Annotated in this window: 19 protein-coding genes and 1 pseudogene; 14 read left to right on the top strand and 6 right to left on the bottom strand. The window is 71.8% G+C overall.

From position 1 onward, the window contains the following. Window positions 1-139 precede the first annotated feature (139 nt). From BMX74_RS31715 to BMX74_RS31690, 6 genes are all read left to right on the top strand, one after another. On the top strand, window positions 140-1,429 hold the full coding sequence (locus tag BMX74_RS31715; RefSeq protein ID WP_091104275.1) for an ABC transporter substrate-binding protein: 1,290 nt from the start codon (window positions 140-142) through the stop codon (window positions 1,427-1,429). Beyond that, window positions 1,429-2,277: a carbohydrate ABC transporter permease gene (locus tag BMX74_RS31710; protein ID WP_256257377.1), complete on the top strand. Its 849-nt coding sequence runs from the start codon at window positions 1,429-1,431 to the stop codon at window positions 2,275-2,277. Before BMX74_RS31715 ends, BMX74_RS31710 begins: the two co-directional genes overlap by 1 nt. After that, complete coding sequence (locus BMX74_RS31705) at window positions 2,274-3,092, top strand: carbohydrate ABC transporter permease (RefSeq protein ID WP_055510096.1); 819 nt, start codon at window positions 2,274-2,276, stop codon at window positions 3,090-3,092. The genes BMX74_RS31710 and BMX74_RS31705 overlap by 4 nt, the downstream gene beginning before the upstream one ends. Next, window positions 3,089-4,078 (top strand): serine hydrolase domain-containing protein, encoded by a 990-nt coding sequence (locus tag BMX74_RS31700; RefSeq protein WP_091104271.1) that lies wholly within the window; start codon window positions 3,089-3,091, stop codon window positions 4,076-4,078. The genes BMX74_RS31705 and BMX74_RS31700 overlap by 4 nt, the downstream gene beginning before the upstream one ends. Then, window positions 4,075-6,684, top strand: coding sequence for an alpha-L-rhamnosidase (locus BMX74_RS31695; RefSeq protein WP_177227592.1), 2,610 nt, complete (start codon window positions 4,075-4,077; stop codon window positions 6,682-6,684). The genes BMX74_RS31700 and BMX74_RS31695 overlap by 4 nt, the downstream gene beginning before the upstream one ends. A 234-nt stretch (window positions 6,685-6,918) precedes the next feature. Continuing rightward, on the top strand, window positions 6,919-8,313 hold the full coding sequence (locus BMX74_RS31690) for a carboxylesterase/lipase family protein (protein ID WP_091104268.1): 1,395 nt from the start codon (window positions 6,919-6,921) through the stop codon (window positions 8,311-8,313). Here BMX74_RS31690 and BMX74_RS31685 read toward each other — a convergent pair. Continuing rightward, window positions 8,285-9,406 (bottom strand): PucR family transcriptional regulator, encoded by a 1,122-nt coding sequence (locus tag BMX74_RS31685; RefSeq protein WP_091104266.1) that lies wholly within the window; start codon window positions 9,404-9,406, stop codon window positions 8,285-8,287. The two genes, BMX74_RS31690 and BMX74_RS31685, sit on opposite strands and share 29 nt — an antisense overlap. A gap of 114 nt (window positions 9,407-9,520) precedes the next feature. Here BMX74_RS31685 and BMX74_RS31680 point away from each other — a divergent pair, with 114 nt between their 5' ends. Next, a complete protein-coding gene (locus BMX74_RS31680) occupies window positions 9,521-10,321 on the top strand; it encodes an alpha/beta hydrolase family protein (RefSeq protein ID WP_091104265.1) in 801 nt (266 codons plus the stop codon). Window positions 10,322-10,535: 214 nt separating this feature from the next. Beyond that, window positions 10,536-11,192, top strand: coding sequence for a TetR/AcrR family transcriptional regulator (locus BMX74_RS31675; protein WP_256257376.1), 657 nt, complete (start codon window positions 10,536-10,538; stop codon window positions 11,190-11,192). A gap of 331 nt (window positions 11,193-11,523) precedes the next feature. Here the strand turns inward: BMX74_RS31675 and BMX74_RS31665 are convergent, their stop codons facing one another. Together BMX74_RS31665 and BMX74_RS31660 are read right to left on the bottom strand one after the other, a co-directional pair. Then, entirely contained in the window at window positions 11,524-12,210 is a 687-nt protein-coding gene (locus tag BMX74_RS31665) for a response regulator (RefSeq protein WP_055510080.1), read from the bottom strand. After that, window positions 12,210-13,136: a sensor histidine kinase gene (locus tag BMX74_RS31660; protein WP_063792364.1), complete on the bottom strand. Its 927-nt coding sequence runs from the start codon at window positions 13,134-13,136 to the stop codon at window positions 12,210-12,212. Before BMX74_RS31660 ends, BMX74_RS31665 begins: the two co-directional genes overlap by 1 nt. Window positions 13,137-13,252: 116 nt before the next feature. On the opposite strand from BMX74_RS31660, the gene BMX74_RS31655 reads away from it, so the two are divergent. The 6 genes and pseudogenes from BMX74_RS31655 to BMX74_RS46850 form a co-directional block, all read left to right on the top strand. Continuing rightward, window positions 13,253-13,951 carry an ABC transporter ATP-binding protein gene (locus BMX74_RS31655; RefSeq protein ID WP_055510078.1) on the top strand — a complete coding sequence of 233 codons (699 nt, stop codon included), beginning with the start codon at window positions 13,253-13,255 and terminating at the stop codon, window positions 13,949-13,951. After that, window positions 13,948-16,251, top strand: a complete 2,304-nt coding sequence (locus BMX74_RS31650; RefSeq protein ID WP_091104262.1) for an ABC transporter permease — start codon at window positions 13,948-13,950, stop codon at window positions 16,249-16,251. Before BMX74_RS31655 ends, BMX74_RS31650 begins: the two co-directional genes overlap by 4 nt. Window positions 16,252-16,401: 150 nt before the next feature. Continuing rightward, the gene (locus BMX74_RS44445; RefSeq protein ID WP_177227591.1) at window positions 16,402-16,542 is read left to right on the top strand and encodes a hypothetical protein; all 141 of its coding nucleotides are present in this window, start codon (window positions 16,402-16,404) and stop codon (window positions 16,540-16,542) included. Beyond that, window positions 16,539-16,703 carry a hypothetical protein gene (locus tag BMX74_RS44440; protein WP_176573596.1) on the top strand — a complete coding sequence of 55 codons (165 nt, stop codon included), beginning with the start codon at window positions 16,539-16,541 and terminating at the stop codon, window positions 16,701-16,703. Before BMX74_RS44445 ends, BMX74_RS44440 begins: the two co-directional genes overlap by 4 nt. Window positions 16,704-16,988: 285 nt before the next feature. Continuing rightward, window positions 16,989-17,288, top strand: a complete 300-nt coding sequence (locus BMX74_RS46855) for a helix-turn-helix domain-containing protein (RefSeq protein ID WP_337959865.1) — start codon at window positions 16,989-16,991, stop codon at window positions 17,286-17,288. After that, window positions 17,251-17,370, top strand: a pseudogene (locus tag BMX74_RS46850) (IS30 family transposase); the annotation flags it as partial. The gene BMX74_RS46855 and the pseudogene BMX74_RS46850, both read left to right, overlap by 38 nt. Before the next feature lie 146 nt (window positions 17,371-17,516). Here BMX74_RS46850 and BMX74_RS31640 read toward each other — a convergent pair. The 3 genes from BMX74_RS31640 to BMX74_RS31630 are packed head-to-tail and all read right to left on the bottom strand — an operon-like array spanning window position 17,517 to window position 21,506. After that, a complete protein-coding gene (locus BMX74_RS31640) occupies window positions 17,517-19,406 on the bottom strand; it encodes an AfsR/SARP family transcriptional regulator (protein ID WP_091104260.1) in 1,890 nt (629 codons plus the stop codon). After that, entirely contained in the window at window positions 19,327-20,106 is a 780-nt protein-coding gene (locus BMX74_RS31635) for a thioesterase II family protein (RefSeq protein ID WP_082535682.1), read from the bottom strand. Before BMX74_RS31635 ends, BMX74_RS31640 begins: the two co-directional genes overlap by 80 nt. Further along, the gene (locus tag BMX74_RS31630; protein ID WP_091104258.1) at window positions 20,103-21,506 is read right to left on the bottom strand and encodes a class I adenylate-forming enzyme family protein; all 1,404 of its coding nucleotides are present in this window, start codon (window positions 21,504-21,506) and stop codon (window positions 20,103-20,105) included. Before BMX74_RS31630 ends, BMX74_RS31635 begins: the two co-directional genes overlap by 4 nt. Window positions 21,507-21,515: the final 9 nt, after the last annotated feature.

Here is a 21,515-nt window from a genome sequence, read left to right as displayed (position 1 = left end):
GTTCTCGTAGAACGAACTACACACTGCGCTGAGAGCAGAGGCTAGCCCGCCACCACTGCTCAGGTCCACCCCTTGACGGGCGTTTCCGCCATGCCGTAGAACGTTCTACACATTCCCCCACATGAACAGGAGCACGAGCGTGAGAGCACCATCTCGTCCGCTCGGCGCGGCGATAGGCGCCGTCCTCGCCCTGTCCCTCTCCGGCTGCGGGTCGTCCGCCCCCGAGGGGACCGGTCAGGTGAAGCTGACCCTCTGGCACAACAGCGCGGACCCGGCGCCGCTGCTGGAGATGTACAAGAAGTTCGAGAAGCAGTCCGGCCACAAGATCGAGCTCGTGTCGATCCCGTCCGACGGCTTCGAGGACACCACCCAGACCAAGTGGGCCACCGGCGACCGCCCCGACATCCTGGAGTACCACGCGACGGTGAGCGGCCTGCTCGCCCTCAACCCGGCCCAGAACCTGCGCGACCTGACCGGCGAGGCGTACATCGGGAGGTCCGGCGACCTCTACCGGACCGCCGGGTCCGTCGACGGCAAGGTCTACGCCGCCATCACCGGCTTCCCCCAGGTCTTCGGCCTCTACTACAACAAGAAGGTCTTCGCCGCGGCCGGGCTGACCCCGCCCACGAACTTCACCGAACTCGCCGCCGCCTGCCCCAAGCTCAAGGCCGCCGGGGTCACGCCGGTCTTCGAGTCGGGCGGGTCGATCTGGCCGGTGCAGATCCTGCCCATCCTCTACCTGGCGGGCGCCAACCAGTCCAACGCGTACGGCAAGGCCATCGCCTCCCACACCAGCACCCTGGCCGACCCCGGCTCGCCCTTCGTCTCCGGCCTGACCGCCTACGCCAAGCTGAAGGCCGACGGCTGCTTCAACAAGGACATCGTCACCGCCAAGTTCGAGGACTCCATGAAGGCCCTCGTGACCGGCGAGGCCGCCATGGTCGCCCAGCACTCCGACATGCTCCCGGCCCTCCTCGCCGCCGCGGGCGGCGACCAGAAGACCGTCGACGAGACCGTCGGCTTCGCCGGCCTGTCGAGCGACAAGCCGCTCGTGACCTACGCACCCGGCCCGATCGGCACGTTCTACCTGCCCAAGACCGGTGACGCGGCGCGGGAGAAGGCGTCGCTCGACTTCGTGCGCTTCATGACCGGCCCCGCCTACGCCGAGTACGTCACCGCGTCCAAGACCTTCCCCGTGTTCAAGGACGTGCCCGACCCGCAGGGCGTCCCGGCCGTGCTGCAGGACGTCAAGAAGGCGTACGACACCGGCGCGGTCATCGCCTTCAACTCCGACATCCCCGGCATGGGCGGGCTGGCCCAGCTCATGTCCGAGCTGATCGCCGGGCAGAAGGACCCGCAGAAGGCGGCGACCCAGCTGCAGGGCCAGGTCGAGCAGGCGGCCAAGGCGGCGGGACTGCCCGGATGGTGATGCGGAACAGGGCGGCCTGGCTGCCGTGGGCACTGCCCGCGATCGTGCTGGTCACGGTCTTCTTCGTCGCCCCGTTCCTGCTGAACGTCCGGTTCGCGTTCTCCTCCTGGACGAGCTTCCGAGCCGAGATCACCTGGAACGGGCTGGAGAACGTCCGCACGCTGATCGACCAGGACCTGCTGGCCAACGCCGTCACCGTGACCGTGCTGTACGCGATCCTGTGCATGGCGATCCAGAACACGGTCAGCCTCTCGCTGGCCCTGGCCCTCCAGCGGACCAGCGGGATCAACACCGTCTTCCGCTCCGCGTTCTTCCTGCCGACGCTCGTCTCGCCGCTGGCCGCCGGATACATCTGGCGCGGCCTCCTCGCCCCCGACGGGGCGGTCAACTCCTTCCTCGGCATCGAGTGGGCGTGGCTGGGCGAACCGTCCACCGCGCTGGTGACGGTCGCGTTCATCGACGCGTGGAAGTGGAGCGGGCTGATCACCCTCGTCTACATCGCGGGCCTCAACGGCATCCCGGAGTCGCTGCTGGAGTCGGCGACCGTCGACGGGGCCGGGCCGTGGACCAGGTTCCGGCGGGTGGTGTTCCCGCTGCTCGCCCCGGCGCTGACCTTCAACGTGGCGGTCACGCTGGTGGGCGCGCTCAGCGCGTACGACGTGATCGCCGCCACCACCGGCGGCGGGCCCGGCGACCACACGCGGGCCCTGAACGTGGTGATGCGCCAGCAGTGGGGGCAGGGCTTCTTCGGCTCCGCCAGCGCGCTCGGGTTCACCGTGACGCTCCTGGTGATCGCCACCGCCGTGCCCCTCGTGTGGTGGCTGCGGCGCAGGGAGGTGACGGCATGAGGGCCGTGCTCAAGTACACGGCGCTGACGCTCTTCGCGATCCCGTGGGTGCTCGTGCCCATCTGGCTCGTGGTCGTCAACTCGTTCAAGCCCGCGGGCGAGGCCGCCGAGCTGGGCCTCGGCCTGCCCAGGACGTGGGCGATCGCCGAGAACTACGGCATCGTGCTCGACCGGGGCGGCTACCTGACGGGGCTGGTCAACAGCCTCAAGGTGACCGTGCCGATCGTGATGGCCGTGGTGCTCCTCGGCGCGGCGGCGGCGTGGGCGTTCGGGCGCAGCCGGTCGCGGTGGCTGCAGGCGGCCTACTTCGTGATGGGGCTGTCGATCCTGCTGCCGCCGTCGATCATCCCGACCGTCTACCTGCTGCGCGCCCTGTCACTGGACGGCGGCTCGCTCGGCTACGTGCTGACGATGACCGGCTGCCGCCTGGGCGTCGTGATCTTCCTGGCGACCGGGTTCGTCCGGGCGTTCCCCCGCGACCTGGAGGACGCCGCCGCCATCGACGGCGCCTCCCGTCCGCAGGTCTTCGTCCGCGTCCTGCTGCCCCTGCTGCGGCCGGTGCTGTTCGTCGGCGGCGTGATCCTGATCATCAACGTCTGGAACGACTTCTTCTTCGCCCTCTTCCTGCTGCAGGGCAGCGCGAACGCCACGCTGCCGCTCAGCCTGTTCCAGTTCGCCTCCGGCACCCTGCAGAGCCTCAACTGGAACCTCGTCTTCGCCCACGTCCTGCTCACCACGCTGCCCCTCGTGGCGGTGTACGTCGTCGCGCAGAAGCGCGTCCTGGCCGGCCTCACGGAAGGTGCACTCAAGGGATGACCACTCACGACATCGCGCTCGACTGGGTCAGGCGCGAGATCAAGGAGGGGCGGCTGCCGTGCGCGGTGTTCGGCGCCGCCACCTCCGGCGGGATCCAGGTGCTGGAGTCGTTCGGCGCGCACGACGGCCGCGCCACCAGGACCGACGACCACTTCGCGCTGTTCTCCGTGACCAAGCCGCTGGTGGGCCTGGCCGCCCTGCGCCAGGTCGAGCGCGGGCTGCTGTCGCTGCGCCGCCCGCTGCGGGACGTGCTGCCGGGCTTCGCGCGGCCCGACGTGACGCTCTGGCACCTGCTCACCCACACCAGCGGCATCGCCGAGCAGACGCTCACCCCCGACGACCTGGTGGAGCACCTCGTCACCGCGCCGTCGATGTTCGAGGCGGGCACGCTCAGCCAGTACTCCAACCTGGCCTTCGCCGGGATCGCGGAGATGATCCGCGACGTCACGGGCCGCGACGTGGCGGGCGTGATCGACTCCGACCTGAACCCGCTGGTGCCGGGCGGCGGGCGCAGCACCTTCGACCCGGCGTGCGACGCGGCCGAGGTCCACGGCCTCGAACTGCTCGGGCCCGGCTTCGACTTCGACGCGTTCGTACGGCTCCGCCACCCGGCGGGGGCGCTGTTCTCCCGCGCCGAGGACCTCCTGGCGCTGGGCGCGGCGCTGCTGCGCGGCGACCGCGCGCTGATCCACCCCACCACCCTGGCCGCGATGACGACCCCGCAGACGACGGGCCTGGTCAAGCTGCAGCCCGACCCCGTCAACGCCGGTCAGGACTGGGGCCTCACATGGAACCTGCGCCACTCCGCTCCCGGGCTGCTCGAACGGCGGCTGTACGGCCACGGCGGCGCCTCCGGCTGCCAGTGGTGGATGTACCCGGAGCAGGACGCGTGCTTCGTGCTGCTGATCAACGTGATGGCGCCGAGCCTGTCCGGCGTCGACGTCGACGGCCTGCACAACGCCTTCACGACCGGGCTCGATGCGTGAACCGGAACTCGGGGGTGCAGGTCTCGGGCGCGCAGACGCCCTACATCCGCCCGGTCCTGCCCGGTTCGCGGGCGGGGCTGACGTGCGGACTGCCGGATCCGGTGGGTGTGGACGAGCCGTCGCCCCGGCTGTCGTGGAACGCCCGGCTGCTCGCGGAGGCCACCGTGGTGGTGTCCTCGGACGGGCGCGAGGTGTGGCGGTCGTCCGTGCCCGCCGGATCGCACGGCGTGGACGTGCCGGATGAGTCGCTGGCGCCGCTGACGCCGTACACGTGGACGGTCGAAGGGCACGCGACCGGCGCGTTCACCACCGGGCTGCGGGCGCGCGGCCGGTGGGACGCCCCCTGGCTGGCGGGCGACCCTGAGGCGGCGGTGAGCCTGCGCGGGTCGTTCACCTGGCGTCCCGCTCCCGGGCGCGCCTGGCTGGCCGCCACCGCGCTCGGCGTCTACCGGGCGCTGCTCAACGGGGAACGGCTGGGCGATGAGGAGCTCGCCCCCGGCTGGACCGACTACCGCCACCGGACGCGCTACCGGCTGCTGGAGCTCACGGAGCTGCTCGTGCCCGGCGAGAACGAGCTGGAGCTGTGGCTCGCTCCCGGCTGGTACGCGGGCCACGTCGCCGGAGGAGGCCCGCGCCGCTACGGCGACCGGCCCGCCGCCGGCGCCCAGGTGCTCGTGCGGGACGACGACGGGGTCCGCCGCGTGTTCGCGACCGACGCGACCTGGACCCGGCGCGACCTCGGCCGCCCGCGCGCCGACCTGGTGATGGGCGAGACCGTCCGGGCCCCCTCCCCGCGGGTCGGACCCGCCTCGGAGATCACGGTCCCGGAGATCCTGGTCGAGGCCGACCCCGCTCCCCCGGTGCGGGTCATCGGCACCGTGCCCGCCGTGTCCGTGACCGAACCCGCGCCGGGCGTCCAGGTGGCCGACTTCGGGCGGAACGTCGTCGGGCGCGTACGGCTGCGCGTCGAGACGCCCGGCCCCGTACGGATCGTCGTGCGGCACGGGGAGGAGCTGACCGCGACCGGGCGGCTCTACACCGACAACCTGCGCACCGCGGACCAGCGTGACGAGTTCGTCCTCGGCCCCGGCTCGCACGTCGCGGAGCCCGCGTTCACCCTCCACGGGTTCCGCTACGCCGAGATCACCGGCTGGCCCGGCACGCTGACCCCCGACGACCTGGAGGCGGTGCTGCTGTCCTCCGCGCTCGCCGTCACCGGCACGCTGACCGTGAGCGACCCCGCCGTGCGGCAACTCGTCGCCAACATCGGCGCGTCGGCGGACGGCAACCTGGTGAGCGTGCCGACCGACTGCCCGCAGCGCGACGAGCGGACCGGCTGGACGGCCGATATCTCGGTGTTCGGCTCGACGCTCAGCTTCCTGCGGCACACCCAGGCGTTCCTGTCCGGCTGGGTGACGACCCTGATCGACGGGCAGCGGGCCGACGGCGCCGTCCCGCACGTCGCGCCGGTCCTGCCCGAGTACGGATACGACTCCCCCGTGTGGTCCGACGCGCTGGTCGAGGTGCCGTGGCTGCTGTGGCGGCGCTACGGCGACGACCGCACGCTGCGCCGCGCGTACGACCCGATGCGGCGGTGGGCCGACTACTGCCTGGCCCAGACCGACGACGGCATCAGACCGGGCAGGGCCCTCGGCGACTGGCTGGCCCCCGGCACGGTCGAGACGCCCAGGAGCCTCATCGCCACCGCCGCCCTCGCCCGCAGCCTCCGCCTGGTCGCCCACGCGGCCGACGTGCTCGGCGAGCCGCACGCGCCCGAGTACGGCGAGGCGTTCACCCGCGTGTCGGGTGCCTTCCAGCGGGCCTTCCTCAGCGGGCCGAGACTGCACACCGAGACGCAGACCGGCTACGCCGTCGCCCTCGCCTGGGACCTCGTCCCGCCCGAGGACCGGGCCGCGTCGGCGCAGGCGCTGGCCGAACTGGTCCGCGCCGACGGGCACCGGCTCATGACGGGCTTCGTCGGCACGCCCCTGCTGCTGCCCGTGCTGTCGGAGACCGGCCACCACGACCTGGCGTGCCGGATCTTCAACCAGGAGGGCTATCCGTCGTGGCGCTACCAGCTCCGCGCCGGGGCGACGACCATGTGGGAGCGCTGGGACGCCTGGCACCACCGGCACGGCCTCCAGACGCCCGCCATGAACTCCTTCAACCACTACGCCTACGGCTGCGTGGGCGACTGGCTGTTCCGGCACGTCGCGGGCCTCGGCGACGACCCGCGCGGGACGGGCGGCGGCTTCGGCGAGCTGCTGCTGCGTCCCGGGCCCGTCCCGCTGCTGCGCCAGGCGCACGCCCGCTACGAGAGCGCGTCGGGGACCGTCGAATCGGGCTGGCGCGCCGGGCCCGACGGCGTCCAGTTCACGTTCGCCGTGCCGGACGGCGTGACCGCCCGCGCGGTGCTGCCCGTACGCGGCGCGTGGGACGGCATGACCGTCAACGGCACCTTCCTCATGGGCCTCAGCGAGCAACTGCCGACCACCAGACTGGCCGACGGAGGCTGCGCCCTGAACCTGCCGCCGGGCCGCTGGTCCTTCACGGCCCCCGCAGCAGCCACCACCCACCTCCTCCAGGAGTGGGACGACCTGCGCTAGCCGTTCTGTCCCGGTGGCCCGGTGATTCCGGCGGGCGCGTCTGCGGTGATGTCCCCCATCACCGCAGATCGGACCACCACACCGCAGGCAGGTCGATGGACGGGGTGCTCGTCTCGGACGGGCAGACCATCACGCTGGACGACAGGGTGGGGCCTGTGGCCGGTCGCGGTCACCGTCGGCGAACGGGCAACAGGCGCCCTTGGTTCCGATCGATCGATCGGTAGGATCCGCGTCATGGACATCATCGCGGTCACCCGGCACGGCAGAATCCGCGGCCGACTCCAGAACGGGATCCAGGTCTTCCGGGGCATTCCCTACGCGGCGCCTCCCTTCGGCGCTCACCGCTTCCGCGCCCCCGCGCCCGTGGAGCCCTGGGAGGGGGTCCGTGACGCGTCGGAGTTCGGGCCGACCGCCCCCAAGCGGCCCTACCGGCCGCCGCTCGACCGGCTCATCCCCGAGGAGCAGATCCCCGGCGACGAGTGCCTCAACCTGAACGTCTGGACCCCGGGCGCGGACGACGGCGCGCGTCCCGTGATGGTCTGGATCCACGGCGGCTCCCTGCGCAACGGCTCATCGAGTCTGGCCCTGTACGACGGGCACGCCTTCGCCAGGGACGGCGTCGTCCTGGTTTCGATCAACTACCGGCTCGGCGTCGAGGGCTTCGGCGTCTTCCCCGACGCGCCCGACAACCGCGGCCTGCTCGACCAGATCGCCGCGCTGGAGTGGGTACGCGACAACATCGCCGCCTTCGGCGGCGACCCCGGCAACGTCACCGCCTTCGGCGAGTCGGCGGGCGCGATCAGCATCGGCGCGCTGCTCACCAGCCCGCGCGCCAAGGGCCTGTTCCACCGAGCGATCATGCAGAGCGGCCCGCCGCACACCGTGACCCGCGAGGAGGCCGCGAGAATCGTCAAGCTGATGGCGGCCGAGCTGGGGGTTCCGGCCACCGCCGAGGCGTTCGCCGCGATCGACCGGGAGCGGCTGCTCGACGCACAGGTCGAGGTGGTCGGCAAGGCCGACCCGATCACCGGCGGGCCCGGCTTCCACGTCGTGACGGAGCCGGACGCCGGTCCGGTCGAGGCCGGCCTCCTCATCGGCGCCAACCGGGAGGAGTACCGTCTCTGGTTCGTCCCCACCGGAGCCGTGGACCGGGTCAGCCGGCTCATGCTGCGCCTGGCCCTGTTGAAGCTCCGCGTCCCGGGACGGGCCGCCCGGCTCTACCGCTCCAGCCGGCCCGGCGCCAAGTCCGGGGAGATTCTCGGCGAGATGGCCACCGACCTGCTCCTGCGCGCCCCGCTCAACCGCCTGGCCGACAGCGTGGACCGCGCCCATGTCTACGAGTTCGCCTGGAGGTCCGAGGTCATGGACCTGCGCGCCTGCCACGGCCTGGAGATCGGCTTCGTCTTCGACAACCTGCGGCACTGCCGCGAACTGGCTGGCGACGAGGCCCCGCAGGAACTGGCCGACACGATGCACCGGGCCTGGATCGCCTTCGCCGCGACCGGGGACCCGGGCTGGCAGCGGTGGGACTCCTCCCGGCCCGTCATGGTCTTCGACTCCCCCGGCTCCGGCGTCGTGCACGCGCCGCGGGACGAGGAGCTCAGGGTCTGGCTAGATCGCGCGCGGTGACCGCCGCCCCCAGCAGCCGCGCCTGCGCGGGATCCGCGAGGTCCAGCCCGGTCAGCAGGCTCACCCGCCGCAGCCGGTAGTCCAGCGTGTTGCGGTGGATGTGCAGGTCGAGCGCGGTCTGGCGACGGTTGTGCCCGCGGTTGACGAAGGCCCGCAGCGTCTCCAGCAGATGGGGATGGCCGTCGAGCGGCGCCAGCTTGGCGGCCAGCCGTGCCAGGCCCGCGCCCGGACGGGCGAGCTGGTGTTCGAGCAGCACGTCGTCCAGGCGGTAGACGCCGGGCGGCCGGGCGAGCCTGCGCACCAGCGCCAGCACCTCGCGGGCCTCCCGCGCCGCGTCCGGGATCGCCCCAGGGGACGAGGCCGACGCCGCGGCGGCCAGCACCGGCCGTCCCACCACCTCGGCCAGCCTGCCCGCGAGCCGCTCCAGAGCGCATCCGCCGGGCAGCAGCGCGACTCCGTCGACGTGATCCATCAGCACCAGCGTCCCGGTGTGCGCGTCCAGCGCCGACTGCACGAGCCGGACCGGCGGCGCGGGCTGCCCCAGGTCGAGGAGCAGCACCTCGTACGCCTGGACCACCTCCACCCCCGCCGCCGCGGCCAGGCTCTCGTACGGATGACCGCTCAGCAACGCGCTGATCAGCGCCCGTCGGACCCGCTTGTCCTCGCTCCTGATGTCCTCCTGCGCCTGCTGGTGCGCCAGGGCGACGGCGGGCATCACCGTACGCAGGCAGCCGAGCATCCCTCTGCCGGCCGCGGCCAGCTCCTCAGGCTCGGCCACCTCGGTCAGCGCCTGCCACCAGACCTCGGCGCCGATGAGGTAGGCGGTCAGCGCCGCTTCCAGCGGCAGCCGGTCCACGGCGCGGCGCACGGACCACTCGATGACGCGGGTGAGATCGGCCGGGCCGACGGCGTCAGGCCGGCCGAGTGTCCGCAGCAGGATCGTGAGGACCTCCGAGACCGAGCGGGTCACCTCACCGTGGAGGGTCTCGGGCGGCAACTCCCGGTAGAACGGCACGTCGGCGGCGCACCGGGCGATCACCGCGGTGGTGAGCTCCCGCACCCTCCGCTGCATCCCGCTGTGCAGGTCGGACATCCCGTGATCGTCACATTGCCCAAACCGGCGCGTCAATTCTTGCCCCAAGTGCGGAGAGACGGCGGCCTCAGCCGTGTACAGGATTCGTTCAACCCCCCAACCAAGGAGGCCGTCTTGTTGCGACGCCTGCTCGTCCCCCTGCTTCTCGTGTTCACCCTGGGCACGGCTCCTGCCCAGGCCGCGAGCACCGACTGGGGCGCCCCCGGCCCCTACGCGACCGCCATGGAGATCGGCGTGGTCAACACCCTCTACTACCCGCGCGACATCGCCCAGAGCGGCCGCCGCCACCCGGTGATCGTCTGGGGCAACGGCACGGGCGGCGCCCCGCTCGTCTACCGCGACCTGCTCCTGCAGTGGGCCAGCCACGGCTTCATCGTCTCCGCCGCCAACACTCCGATGTCGAACCTCGGCATCTCCATGCGTGCCGGGATCGACGCCCTCACCCGACGCGACGCCGACCCGTCGAGCATCTTCCACGGCAAGGTCGACCTGACGCGCATCGGCGCCTCCGGGCACTCCCAGGGCGGCGCCGCGGCCATCGTCGTCGGCGCCGACGCCCGGGTCGACAGCATCCTGCCCATCCAGCCCGGCCCGCTCGCCGACATCGACGCCGTCCACGGCCCCGCCTTCCTCATGGCCGGCCAGTACGACTCCATCGTCTGGCCCTCGCTGGTCAAGGCCTTCTTCGACGACGCGGACCACATCCCGGCGATCTACGGCGAGGTGCGCGGCGCCGACCACTTCACCGTCGTCGGCGACCCCGGACCGTTCGCCGCGCCCACCACCGCCTGGTGGCGCTTCCAGCTCATGGACGACCCCGAGGCGCGCGCCCTGTTCCACGGTCCGGCCTGCGGCATGTGCGTGGACCGCGACACCTGGTCGGACGTCCGCCGCAACGCGCTCGTCCCCCAGTGAAGAACCGCCGTACGCTTCAGCGGGGCCTGCGTCGCCGGTCAGATCGGCGCCGTCCTCGGCGGCGGGCTGGCCCCGCTGATCGCCACCGCCCTGCTCACCGCCTCCGGCATCTGGGCCGTGGCCGCCTACGTGTGCGTCTCCCTGCTGGTCTCCCTCGTCTGCGCCCTGGCGCTCAAGGAGACCAACCGGGCTGACACCTTGGCAGAATGAGCGCGTGACTAACGATCGATCGGCAGCTCTGGGGACCCTGCGCAGGATCGCCGCCTCCGAGATCCGGTTGCCTGAGCACATCCTGCTGCAGGGCACCTCCGGCCGGATCCTCCGCGAGGCGCTGCGGCTCTTCGCCGAACGGGGCTTCTACGGCACCTCCATCCGCGACCTCGCGCTGGCCTGCGACATCCGATCGGCGACCCTCTACTCCCATTACCCCACGAAGGAGAACGTCCTGGCCGAGCTGGTGCGGATCGGCCACGAGGAGCACCACCGGCGGCTCACCGAGGCGGCCTCCACAGGCCTGGCGGACCCCGAGTCGCGCCTGCGCCGGGTCGTCCGCGCGCACGTCCTGGCGCACGCGGAGTTCCCCATGCTCGCCGTCGTGGCCGACAACGAGCTGCACGCCCTCTCCCCCGAGCTGGCCGGCCCCGTGCTCATGCTCCGCGCGGCCGGCCGGACGCTGCTCATCGACATCATCAACGAGGGCATCGCCGCGGGCGTCTTCGACGTGCCCGACGCCTTCCTCGCGGTCACCGCGATCAGCGGGATGGGGATGCGCGTGGCGAACTGGTACGACTCCGCCCTGCCGTACGAGCCAGACGAAGTGGCCGACGCCTACGCGGACTTCGCCTTGCGCATCACCAAGCCAACCCCTTAGCCCCACCCCTCGGTCTTCGAGGTTGCCCGACCGCTGACTCGTCTTCGATGTCGGATCCGGCTCGGGTGCGCCGTCGGCTGCCCGGGGTGCAGGTCGTGGTCGATGGTGAGGAGGAGGTGGTCTCCGGGCCGCACGCACGCGCCGACCAGGACAGGGCGGTGAGCGTACGAGCCGAGGATCTCGCTACCGGCCGGTTGCGCCCGCCCCTTGCGGAGCGTGCTGGCCCCCACGTCGCCGCCCTTGGCCTCGATCAGCGGGGATCGGGCCGCCGAGTTCGAGGTGCTCGGTCTGGCCGAGGCCCGGCAGTGAGCGCTCCCGCCGACCGAGCCGGTCAGTTGCCGGTGCCCGCGGTGACGAGCCCGGTCTCGTAGGCGACGACGACGGCCTGGGCGCGGTCACGCAGAGCCAGCTTGGTGAAGATGCGGGCGACGTGGGTCTTCACCGTGGTCTCGCTCAGCGTCAGCGCCTTGGCCAGTTCGGCGTTGGACAACCCGCGCCCCACCAGGGTCAGCACCTCGATCTCGCGACTGGTCAGGCCGGCCAGGGTGGCGTGCACGTCCTTGGACGGCGCGCCGCCGGCGGGCTCCTGCGCGGCGAAGCGCTCGACGAGCCGCCGGGTGATCGACGGCGCCAGCAGGGCGTCACCGGTGGTGACCAGCCGCACGGCATTGGCCAGGTGCTCGGGCGTGACGTCCTTCAGCAGGAAGCCGCTCGCGCCGAGAGCCAGCGCGGCGTACACGTAGCGGTCGAGGTCGAACGTGGTCAGCATGAGCACGCGGCAGCCCGGATCCTGCGCCAGGACCCGTCTGGCCGCCTCCAGCCCGTCCATGTTGGGCATGCGGATGTCCATGAGCACGACGTCCGGCCGCAGCTCCCGGGCGGCCGTCACCGCCTCCACGCCGTCGGCCGCCTCCCCCACCACGTCGATGCCGCGGGTGGTGAGGATCAGCCGGAAACCTGTCCGGATGAGCGCCTGGTCATCGACGATCAGCACGCGGGGCGAAGGCTCGGGGGTCATCAACCGTCCTGTCGGGACAACGTGCCCGCCGAGGGCGGGCCAGACCGGTCGCCGGCGGGCGGCGCGTTCAGCGGGATGCGGGCGCGGATGCGGTAACCGCCGCCGAGGCGGCGCCGGGCGTCCAGGTCCCCGCCGTACACGGCGACCCGTTCGCTCAGCCCCAGCAGGCCGCGCCCGGCTCCGTCGTCACCTTTCCTCTGCTGCGCCACCGGCAGGGCACGGCCTCGCCCTGCCGGCTGCTCGGGCCGGCCAGCGGTGAGCGTGCTGGGTCCGGTGTTGAGCACCTCCACACGTATCTGGTTCGCGGCGTAGCGGATCGTCACCTCGGCCTTCGCGTCCGGCTCGGCGTGCTTGAGCGTGTTGGTCAACGCCTCCTGGATGATCCGGTAGACCGTCGCGTCGATGCCCGGCGGCAGCACGCGCGGGTCGCCCAGGATGCGCGTCTCCACGTTCAGCCCGGCGAAGGAGAAGCGGTCGATCAGCGTGTTCAGGCCGCGCAGGCTCGGCGACGGCACGAGGCCGGCGTCGAAGGAGTCCTCGACGCCGTCCGGGGAAGGGGCGAGCAGTCCCAGCAGGTGCCGCAGCTCCGACATCGCCGAGCGGCCGGCGTGTTCGACCGCTTTGAGCGCCTCCACACACTCGTCCGGTTTGCTGGTCATCACCTCGCGCGCCGCGCCGGCCTGGACCACCATGAGGCTCACGTTGTGGCTGACGATGTCGTGCAGTTCCCTGGCGATCCTGGCCCGCTCGGCGTCGACCGCTGCCCTGGCGGCCCTCTTGCTCTCCAACTCCAGGAGCCTGCCTCGCTCCTCGATGGCCTCGCGGTGCCGCCGGTGGGATCGCACGAGCGCGACACTCAGCGACAGCGTGGCTCCCAGCAGCGCGACCACAACGACGACCACGGCGTACGCCCAGACTCCGCCCACCGTTCCACCCTGGCAAACGGCGTGGAGATCCGCACTACATCCACAGGATGACATCGGAGCGGATTTACATCCGGGGAAGGACGCCCGGCCTCCGGCACCGTTTGTAGCTTCCTTCCATGACAACCGGAACCGAAATCGTCGTACAACTTGATCAGGTACGCAGGCAATACGGCGAGACCGTGGCACTGGGCGGCGTCTCGCTGGAGATCCGTGCCGGTGAGGCGGTCGCGGTGATGGGGCCATCGGGCTGCGGGAAGTCGACGCTCCTCAACATGATCGCCGGGCTGGACCGGCCCAGTGCCGGAAGGGTCATCGTCCACGGCGAGGACCTGACCGGGTTGAACGAGACAGGGCTGGCACTGTTCAGGCGCCGCCGGATCGGCATGGTCTTCCAGTTCTTCAACCTGCTCGACGACCTGTCCGCGCTCGACAACGTGGCGCTCGCCGCCCAGCTCACCGGCACGCCCGCCGCCCAGTCCCGCAGACGCGCGCTGGAACTGCTGGACGAACTCGGTATCGCCGACCGCGCCCGCATGTACCCAGCGGTGCTGAGCGGCGGCGAGCGCCAGCGTGTCGCCGTCGCCCGCGCCGTGATGAACCGGCCGGCCGTGCTACTGGCCGACGAGCCGACCGGCGCGCTGGACAGCCACTCCGGTGAGCAGGTGATGGACCTGCTGCTCGACCTGCACCAGATCGGCCAGACGCTGCTACTGGTCACCCATGACGAACGGCTGGCCGAGCGGTGCGCCGGCCGGGTGATCGAGCTGGCCGACGGCCGGGTGACCGCCGAACGCAAGCTGGAGTGGGCCCCATGAGCGTGGTGTGGAGCGCCGCGCTGGCGGCGGTGCGGCAGCGAAGGTTGCAGAGCACGATCCTGGCCGTGGTGGTCATGTCCTCGACCGTGGCGATCGTCGTGGCGCTCGGTCTGCTCGAGGCCTCCTCGGGGCCCTTCGACCGGACCTTCGCCAAGCAGCACGGGGCGCACGTCGTGTCCACGTTCGACCGGGCCACGGTTCCCGACGCGCTGCTCACGCGGACGGCGGGCAAGCCAGGGGTCGAGGCGGCGGCCGGGCCGTTCGGCCAGACCGTGGTCATCGTCGCCGACACCCGGCAGAGCCTGCCGCCCGGACCGCTCACGGTCGTCGGACGGCCCGGTCCGGGCGGTCCCGTGGACCAGATCGACCTCTGGGCGGGCCGCTGGGCCGCCGAACCCGGGGAGATCGTGGTGAACCGGCCGGTCGAGCCGCTCTTCAGCGACCTGATCGGCGCCACGGTGCAGACCCAGGAGGGGGTGAACTTCACCATCGTCGGCCTGGCCTCCAGCGTCAGCAGGACATCCGAGGCCTGGGTCACACCCGCGCAGATGCAGACGATGAACCCGAAGACCACCCAGATGCTCTACCGGTTCACCAAGGCGGAGACGGAAGGCGACCTGCGCGCGGCCACGACGAGCACCACCGCCGGGCTGCCGCCCTCCGGCGTGCTCAGCCAGCAGTCCTACCTCGCCGTCAAGCAGGACGTCTCCCGGGCTGCCGCCGCCTACCTGCCGTTCCTGGTGGGGTTCGGTCTCCTGGGACTTCTGGTGGCGGTGCTCATCGTGGCGAACGTCATCGGCGGCGCCGTTGTCGCCGGGCAGCGCCACATCGGGGTGCTCAAGTCCCTGGGGTTCACCCCCAACCAGGTCATGGCCGTGTACCTGGCCATGGTCCTGCTGCCCGGGTTGGCCGGGTGCCTGGTCGGCACCGGGCTCGGCGCCCTGGTCTCACAGCCGCTGCTGCAACGCGCGTTCCCGGGCATCGGGTCGTCCATCGGCCTGGCCGTCAGCCTGTGGGTGTATCTCGCGGCGCTGATCGGCGTACCGGCCGTGGTCGTCCTGGCCGCGTTCATCCCCGCCTCTCGCGCGCACCGGCTGCCCGCCGCCGAGACCATCCGGGCCGGCAGCGCGCCCCGACCGGGACGCGGGCAGGCGATCCAGGGCCTGCTGTCGGGCACTCCGCTGCCGCGCTCGGTGAGCCTGGGCCTGGGCCTGCCGTTCGCCCGCCCCGGCCGCTCGACGTTGACGCTGGCCGCGATCATCCTCGGCGTGGCCGCGGTGACGCTCGCCACCGGCCTGTTCCAGACGATGACCGCCTACGGCGACACGGCACAGCGCGTCGGCCACGTCCATTCCGTCGTCCATGTCGGACGGCCCGACCAGACCAGGCCCAAGCTGAACGACGCCGCCATCGAGGCGCTGCTGCGCTCGCAGCCCGGCGTGCGGTACGTGACCGCCGACGCCTGGATCGACGTGCAGTTGCCGGGCCACACGGGCCGGATCAAGGCCCAGTTTCTGCGCGGCGACGCCGCGACCCGCGGCGACGTGGTCGTGGCCGGGCGCTACATCTCCGGGCCTGGCGAGGTCGCCGCCCCTTCGGCGTTCCTGAAGCGGTTCGGGCTGCGCGTCGGCGACCGGCTCACGCTCGCGCTCGGCGGCGGCCACACCCAGGCCACGATCGTGGGCGAGCTCATGGACGCCGCGAACGACCTCGTCGTCGCGAGCTGGCCCACGCTGACCGCGCTCGACCCGAACAGCAGCGCCACTCAGTACGAGGTGCGGCTCACTCCGGGCGCCGACGTCGAGAAGTTCAACGCCGCCGTCAAAGCAGCCGAACCGGGCCTGTACCCGCAGACGAAGTCGCGGGTGGACCAGAACAGCGTGGCCGTCATCAGCGCGGCGTCCGTCTTCACCCTGCTCCTCGGCACGGTGGCGACACTGGGCGTCTTCAACACCGTGGTGCTCGACACCAGCGAGCGCCGTCGCGACCTGGCCATGCTGAAGTCGATCGGGATGACCCCGCGCCAGGTGACGCTGATGATGATCACGTCCATGGCGGCGCTGGGCGCCTTCGGCGGCCTGGTCGGCATCCCCATCGGCATCGCCTCGCACCGGGTCATCGTGCTGGCCATGCTCAACGCGGCGGGGCTCACCGCACCTGAGATCCTGCTCGACGTCTGGCAGGCCACAGCACTGGCCGCACTGGCCGTGGCGGGCGTCGCCATCGCCATGCTGGGCGCGTACCTGCCCGCGCGCTCGGCCGCCAGGCTGACCATCGCCGAAGCGCTGCGTACGGAATGAGCACCAGGCGACGTGGCGTGAAGTGTCCGCGCTGTGCCGGCTGATCGCTCTACGACGTCTGCGCCGCGCCGAGGTAGCTGGGCTTGATCCGGTTTGACGGACATCCGAGATCAGGGGCTCGTCCCCGGAAGGATGCCCATGATGGAGAGCATGAGGAAGAAGAAGCCGCGTCCTCGCCGCTCGTTCACGCCGGAGTTCAAGGCCGAGATCGTGGAGCTGTGCCGACGCGGTGACCGCTCGGCCGAGCTTTTCAAGCGAGCGACAGCTTTCTTCGCCAAGGAGACCCGGTGAGCGTGCACCCGTTCATCGAGGCGGAGAAGCAGGGCGGCCACAACGTCAAACGGGCGTGTGAGCTGCTGGGAGTCTCCCGTGCCGCCTGCTACGCCCGCCGCAGTGCCATGCCGGGGCCCTGCGCCGGGCCTGTGCACGCCGCCGCCCCACCGGGCCGGTGATCTTTCACTCGGACAGGGGCTGTCAGGGCGGATTCGATCGGTGCTCGCAACACTTCGTCGTTCGAGGTGTTCGCGCATGGGGGTGGGCAGGAAACAGCAGGCCGTCCGGTTGTATCGCGGTCGGATCCCCTCGCCGGGACGGCCGGCTGTCGCCTGGCGACAGGACCGCGTCCGGTTCTGGCGAGCGATCGCTCGAGGGGTGAGCTCGGAGGACGCCGCGGCGGAGATCGGCGTGTCGCCGGCGGTTGGGACACGCTGATTTCGCCAGGCCGGCGGGGTGGGACCATGCCTTTCCCCGACGGTGTCGGGCCGTTACCTGTCGTTCGCGGAGCGGGAAGAGATCGCGTTATGCCGTGCCCGAAGCTCGGCGTGCGCGAGATCGCCCGGCGCCTGGGGCGCTCGCCGTCGACGATCTCCCGCGAGCTCCGGCGCAACGCCTCGACGCGGACGTATGCCACCCGGACGGCACGCCGGTGGCGGGGCCGCAGACAGCGCCCTGGAAGGGACGGAACAAACCCCACCGTCAGGACCGCCGCTGGACGACATCGTGGAGCCCCGCGCGGTTCCGGGCCACTGGGAGGGTGATCTCATCATCGGCACCGGCAGGTCGGCGATCGGTGCCCTGGTGGAGCGCACGACGCGGTTCACCCTGCTGTCGCACCTGCCCTGGATGGAGGGCTTCGGAGTCACAACGCCACGTCCGGTGAGCACACATGAGCGCTTCCCGGCCGGGGACGACAGATCCCGTTGAGGACCTCGAGGTCAGTCGGCGGGTCAGACCCTGGCGGGAAGCGCTCACCTCCGTCATCACTGTCAGCTGGGGAGGCCGGCGCGGACCAGCGCTGCGTCCAGCGGGTCGGCTTCGGCGGGGCCGGTGAGAAGCCGCGCGACATGCCGGATGGTGGGGATGAACCGGTAGCGCGGTTCCTTGGCGTGGCCTTCGCCGGGGTCGGCCTCGAGGAGCCGCAGTTCCACCAGTTCCTCGAGGAGCATCTCGGCGAGGTGCTCGTCCACCTGGAGCGTGGCGGCCGCCAGGGAGAGCGGGACGACGGGGCTCGCGAGCTCCGTCAGGCGGCCCAGTGCGGCCTGCACCCGGTGGGAAGCCAGCCGGCAGGTGCGTTCGACGCTCGCCCAGATGCTGCCTCCGGCCGGGGAGGAGCCGGCGTACGACAGCTCGCAGGTCTTGACCATCCTGCCGAGTTCCCAGTGCGGTCGTACGAGCAGGCGAGCCGCGACGTCATGCAGGGCGCCGGGAAGGCCGTCGCACAGCTCCACCAGGCGCCGGGCGCGATGGGGCTCTCGTATGACGCGTGCGTCACCCAGGAGGTCCGCCAGGAGCCGGACGCCCTCCCCCACGGTCAGCGGAGGAATGTTGATCAAGTGGCTCACCGAGGGGATCGACAACCTGCGCCGGCAGGTCACCAGCACCGCGCTGTCGGCGTTGGCGGGTAGCAGGGGGCTCAGCTGGGCCGTCTCCGTGACGTCGTCCAGCACGATCAGGACCCGTCTCGACCGCGTCCAGTCCTGGAAGGCCAGGACCCGGCCCGGAAGTGAGAGCGGCACGCAGTCCCCGGAGACTCCGGTCGCCCGCAGGAAGTCCTCCAGGACGCGTTCGGCGCCGATCTTCCGGCCTTCGTGATCGAGCATGGAGGCGAAGAACTGACCGTCCGGATAGCACTCGCGGACCACCTGGGAGACGTGGGCGCAGATCGTGGTCGCGCCGGAGCCGGGCGGACCGGCCATCATCACCACGGCCGGTTGACTGCCGGGAGGCGCGGTCAGCAGATCGAAGATCTCCGCCAGCTGGTGGGCCCGGCCCACGATCTTCGGGGCGGCCGGGACCATGTTCACCTCGGGAGGCGGCGGAGTGGCGACCGTCGCGGTCCCAGGCAGGTCCAGAAGCGGATCGGAGTCCAGGATGCTCTGGTGCAGCCGCCGGATCCCGGCCGAGGGGTCGAGGCCCAGGTCTTCGGCGAGACTGCGGCGTAACCGCTGGTAGACGCTCAGGGCGTCGGCCCGGCGACCGGACCGGTAGAGCGCCGTCATGAGCCGGAAGGGGAAGCCCTCGTGGGTCGGGTACTCGGCCACCAGCGAGGTCAGCTCCCCCAGGAGCTCAGCGTGGCGGCCGAGGGCGAGGTCTGCGTCGATGCGGCTCTCCAGCACCCCCTTGTACCGCTCCTCCAACCGCAGGACCTCCGCCTGCAGCAGCGGCCCGCACACCACGTCGGCCAGGGCGGGGCCCCGCCAGAGCCGCAGCGCTTCCCCCAAGGTCGCCGAGCCGGCCGCCAGGTCGCCCGCCTCCAGCTCGGCCCGGCCGCGATCGGCGCGCTGCTCGAACCACAGAGCGTCGAGCATGCCGGGCGTCAGGCTGAGCCGGTAGCTGTACGGGGAGGTCTCCAGCAGGGGCTCGGCCGGCTTTTCGGCGGACGGGGAGCGGCCGAGGTTGAGGTGTTTACGCAACAGGTAGATGTAGGTCTGCAGGGTGGTGGAGACGCTTGCCGGCGGCGTCGCCTCCCACAACTCCTCGACGATCCGTTCCGTCCGTACGACGGTGTTCGCGCGCAGCGCGAGCAGGCTGAGCAACTGCCTGAGCTTTCCAGCGGTCGGCGTGACCAGAACCCCGTCACACATCACTTCCAACGGGCCCAGCAGGCTTACCCGCAATGCAACCAACCCCCGCATCACCCGGTGCGGTGCGCTCATGTCCGCGCGCCAAGAACGGTCTCAGCGTTTCGGCGAGCTCACCGACGCGTTCAAAGATCGAGAAGTGACGCCCCTCGTGCCGCACGACCGTGCATTCCCGCTGCGTACAGCTCGCCCAGCCCGCGCCCGCGTCCGGTCCCACGAGCGGGTCCTCCCGTCCCAGAAGCACCAGCAGCGGGGCGGAGATCCGGCGCGGTGGCGAGCCGGGGTCGTAGGAGACGGTGTTGTTCAGATCGGCACGGATCAGCGGCACGAAGAGCGCGGCGGCGATCGACGGGGTGAGCCCGGCCGGTACGCCGCCCACGGCCTGGAGCGCCTCGAACAACTCCAGGTCGGTCAGCATCAGCGCGTCATCCCCCCAGTTCGCCCTGGTCTGGGGCGGGTTGCGCCCGGAGACGACCACCAGGCTCGGCCCGTCGCCCGCCGCGTCCTCGATGGTCGCGGCCATCTCGTAGGCGATCAGGCTGCCCATGCTGTGGCCGAACAGGACGTACGGCCGCCCGGCCGCGATGTCCCGCACGCGGCGGGCGAGATCCGCGGCGGCCGCGCGCACCGACGGCGCCACCGGCTCGGTTGAGCGGGTGCCGCGGCCCGCGAGCTCCAGCGGGACGACCTCGGCGTCGCCGGCGAACCATTTCTGCCAGCCGCGATAGACCCGTGCCGAGCCACCGGCGTAAGGCACGCAGAAGAGCACTGTCATTTGTGGAAGTCCTCTGGGTCGGCGGCGGCGATGCGGATGGCGCGGGGGCGTTCGGCGGGCATGAGCAGGGAGTCGAGCTCCGAGCGGAGCCGGGCCTCGGTGTCGGGCCGCGGGTCGGTGACCGTGATCTCCAGTTCGAGGACGCTCTCGCCCGCGGGGTCCTGGGCCAGCCGGGGCGTGCAGCGGACGACTCCGGGGATGGCGTTGACCGTCTGCCGCAGGCCGCCGAGGTGGACCTTCTCGCCGCGGACGATCGCGAAGTCCGACCTGCGTCCGCGGAAGTAGTGGTATCCGTCCTCGTCGATGGCGAAGACGTCGCCGGTGGCGATGCGGCCGGGGGCGATCAGGGTGCGTTCGGGCGCCGGGCCGCCGATCTTCCTTTCCAGCACGGTGTCGGACTCCACCAGCAGTTCGCCGGTCTCCGGGCGCAGGGAGGTCCGTACACCGGGCAGGGGCAGGCCGGCGGAGGCGTGCCGGTGGGCCGGTTCGGCGTGGGCGGCGAGGGTCAGGACGCGCGGGCCCGCCTCCGTGAGGCCGTAGGTGAGGTACAGCTCGCCGTCCGGTCTGGCGGCCAGCAACCGGGCGACCTGGGCCGGGTGGATCTGGTCCCCGCCGACCGTCATGACCCGGGGTGCCCGCTGCGGCAGGTCGCCATGGGCCAGGAGCCTGCGTGCCAGTTCGGGGGTGATGGAGGAATGGGTGATGCCGTGAGCCGCGATGGCCGATGTGTAGCCGGCCGGAGTGAACGGCGGGCCCGTGACCACGATCCTGGCCCCGGTGACGTAGGCGGCCAGCACCTGGGCGACCATCGCGTACGAGTAGTACAGCGGCAGGTTGACCAGCACGACGTCGTCGGCCGTCATGCGGACCGCGGCGGCGTGGCGGCGGGCGTTGCGCAGCAGCGCGTCGGCGCGGTGGAGGCAGGCGCTGAGGGCTCCGGAGGTGCCGGAGGTCGACATGAGCACCTGTCCGGCCCGGTACGGCGGCACGTCCCCGGCCTGCCCTCCCGTCGGGGTGCCGCCGAGCAGCACCGCCTCGGCCCCGCCCACAGGCCGGCTGCCGGTCGTGCCGTACCTGTACGGGTCCGGTCTGGCGGCCAGCAGGGCGCGTGCTCCCAGGGTGTCGGCGAGGCGCCTGATCCTGGCCGGTGGTGTCCTCGGGGAGACGGCGATCGGGACGAGGCCGAGCAACAGGGTGGCGAGGTACGTGCACACCGTGCGCATGGAGTTGGACAGCGCGACGATGACCGCGTCGCCGGGTTCGAGCTTGAGTTTCGCCAGGTCGTCGAGGGTGCCGTCGATTCCCTCCTGCGACGTCGAACCGTCCAGGTCGGCCGACCTGGCGAGGAAGCCGGCGACGCGCGTCGGGTCCAGCGGAGGTCCGTGGTCTGTGGCGGACATCGGGGACGT

It is taken from the genome of Nonomuraea pusilla (genome assembly GCF_900109355.1).
Lineage (GTDB): Bacteria > Actinomycetota > Actinomycetes > Streptosporangiales > Streptosporangiaceae > Nonomuraea > Nonomuraea pusilla.
The sequence above is the reverse complement of the archived record's forward strand: the minus strand, read 5'-3'. Positions and strand labels throughout refer to the sequence as shown.

What these genes read in the sequence shown, in the direction of transcription:
- BMX74_RS31710 (WP_256257377.1), top strand. Translation starts at nt 1,429, where the DNA reads ATGCGGAACAGGGCGGCCTGGCTGCCGTGGGCACTGCCCGCGATCGTG.
- BMX74_RS31705 (WP_055510096.1), top strand. Translation starts at nt 2,274, where the DNA reads ATGAGGGCCGTGCTCAAGTACACGGCGCTGACGCTCTTCGCGATCCCG.
- BMX74_RS31700 (WP_091104271.1), top strand. Translation starts at nt 3,089, where the DNA reads ATGACCACTCACGACATCGCGCTCGACTGGGTCAGGCGCGAGATCAAG.
- BMX74_RS31690 (WP_091104268.1), top strand. Translation starts at nt 6,919, where the DNA reads ATGGACATCATCGCGGTCACCCGGCACGGCAGAATCCGCGGCCGACTC.
- BMX74_RS31685 (WP_091104266.1), bottom strand. Translation starts at nt 9,406, where the DNA reads ATGTCCGACCTGCACAGCGGGATGCAGCGGAGGGTGCGGGAGCTCACC.
- BMX74_RS31665 (WP_055510080.1), bottom strand. Translation starts at nt 12,210, where the DNA reads ATGACCCCCGAGCCTTCGCCCCGCGTGCTGATCGTCGATGACCAGGCG.
- BMX74_RS31655 (WP_055510078.1), top strand. Translation starts at nt 13,253, where the DNA reads ATGACAACCGGAACCGAAATCGTCGTACAACTTGATCAGGTACGCAGG.
- BMX74_RS31650 (WP_091104262.1), top strand. Translation starts at nt 13,948, where the DNA reads ATGAGCGTGGTGTGGAGCGCCGCGCTGGCGGCGGTGCGGCAGCGAAGG.
- BMX74_RS44445 (WP_177227591.1), top strand. Translation starts at nt 16,402, where the DNA reads ATGAGGAAGAAGAAGCCGCGTCCTCGCCGCTCGTTCACGCCGGAGTTC.
- BMX74_RS46855 (WP_337959865.1), top strand. Translation starts at nt 16,989, where the DNA reads ATGCCTTTCCCCGACGGTGTCGGGCCGTTACCTGTCGTTCGCGGAGCG.
- BMX74_RS31640 (WP_091104260.1), bottom strand. Translation starts at nt 19,406, where the DNA reads ATGAGCGCACCGCACCGGGTGATGCGGGGGTTGGTTGCATTGCGGGTA.
- BMX74_RS31635 (WP_082535682.1), bottom strand. Translation starts at nt 20,106, where the DNA reads ATGACAGTGCTCTTCTGCGTGCCTTACGCCGGTGGCTCGGCACGGGTC.
- BMX74_RS31630 (WP_091104258.1), bottom strand. Translation starts at nt 21,506, where the DNA reads ATGTCCGCCACAGACCACGGACCTCCGCTGGACCCGACGCGCGTCGCC.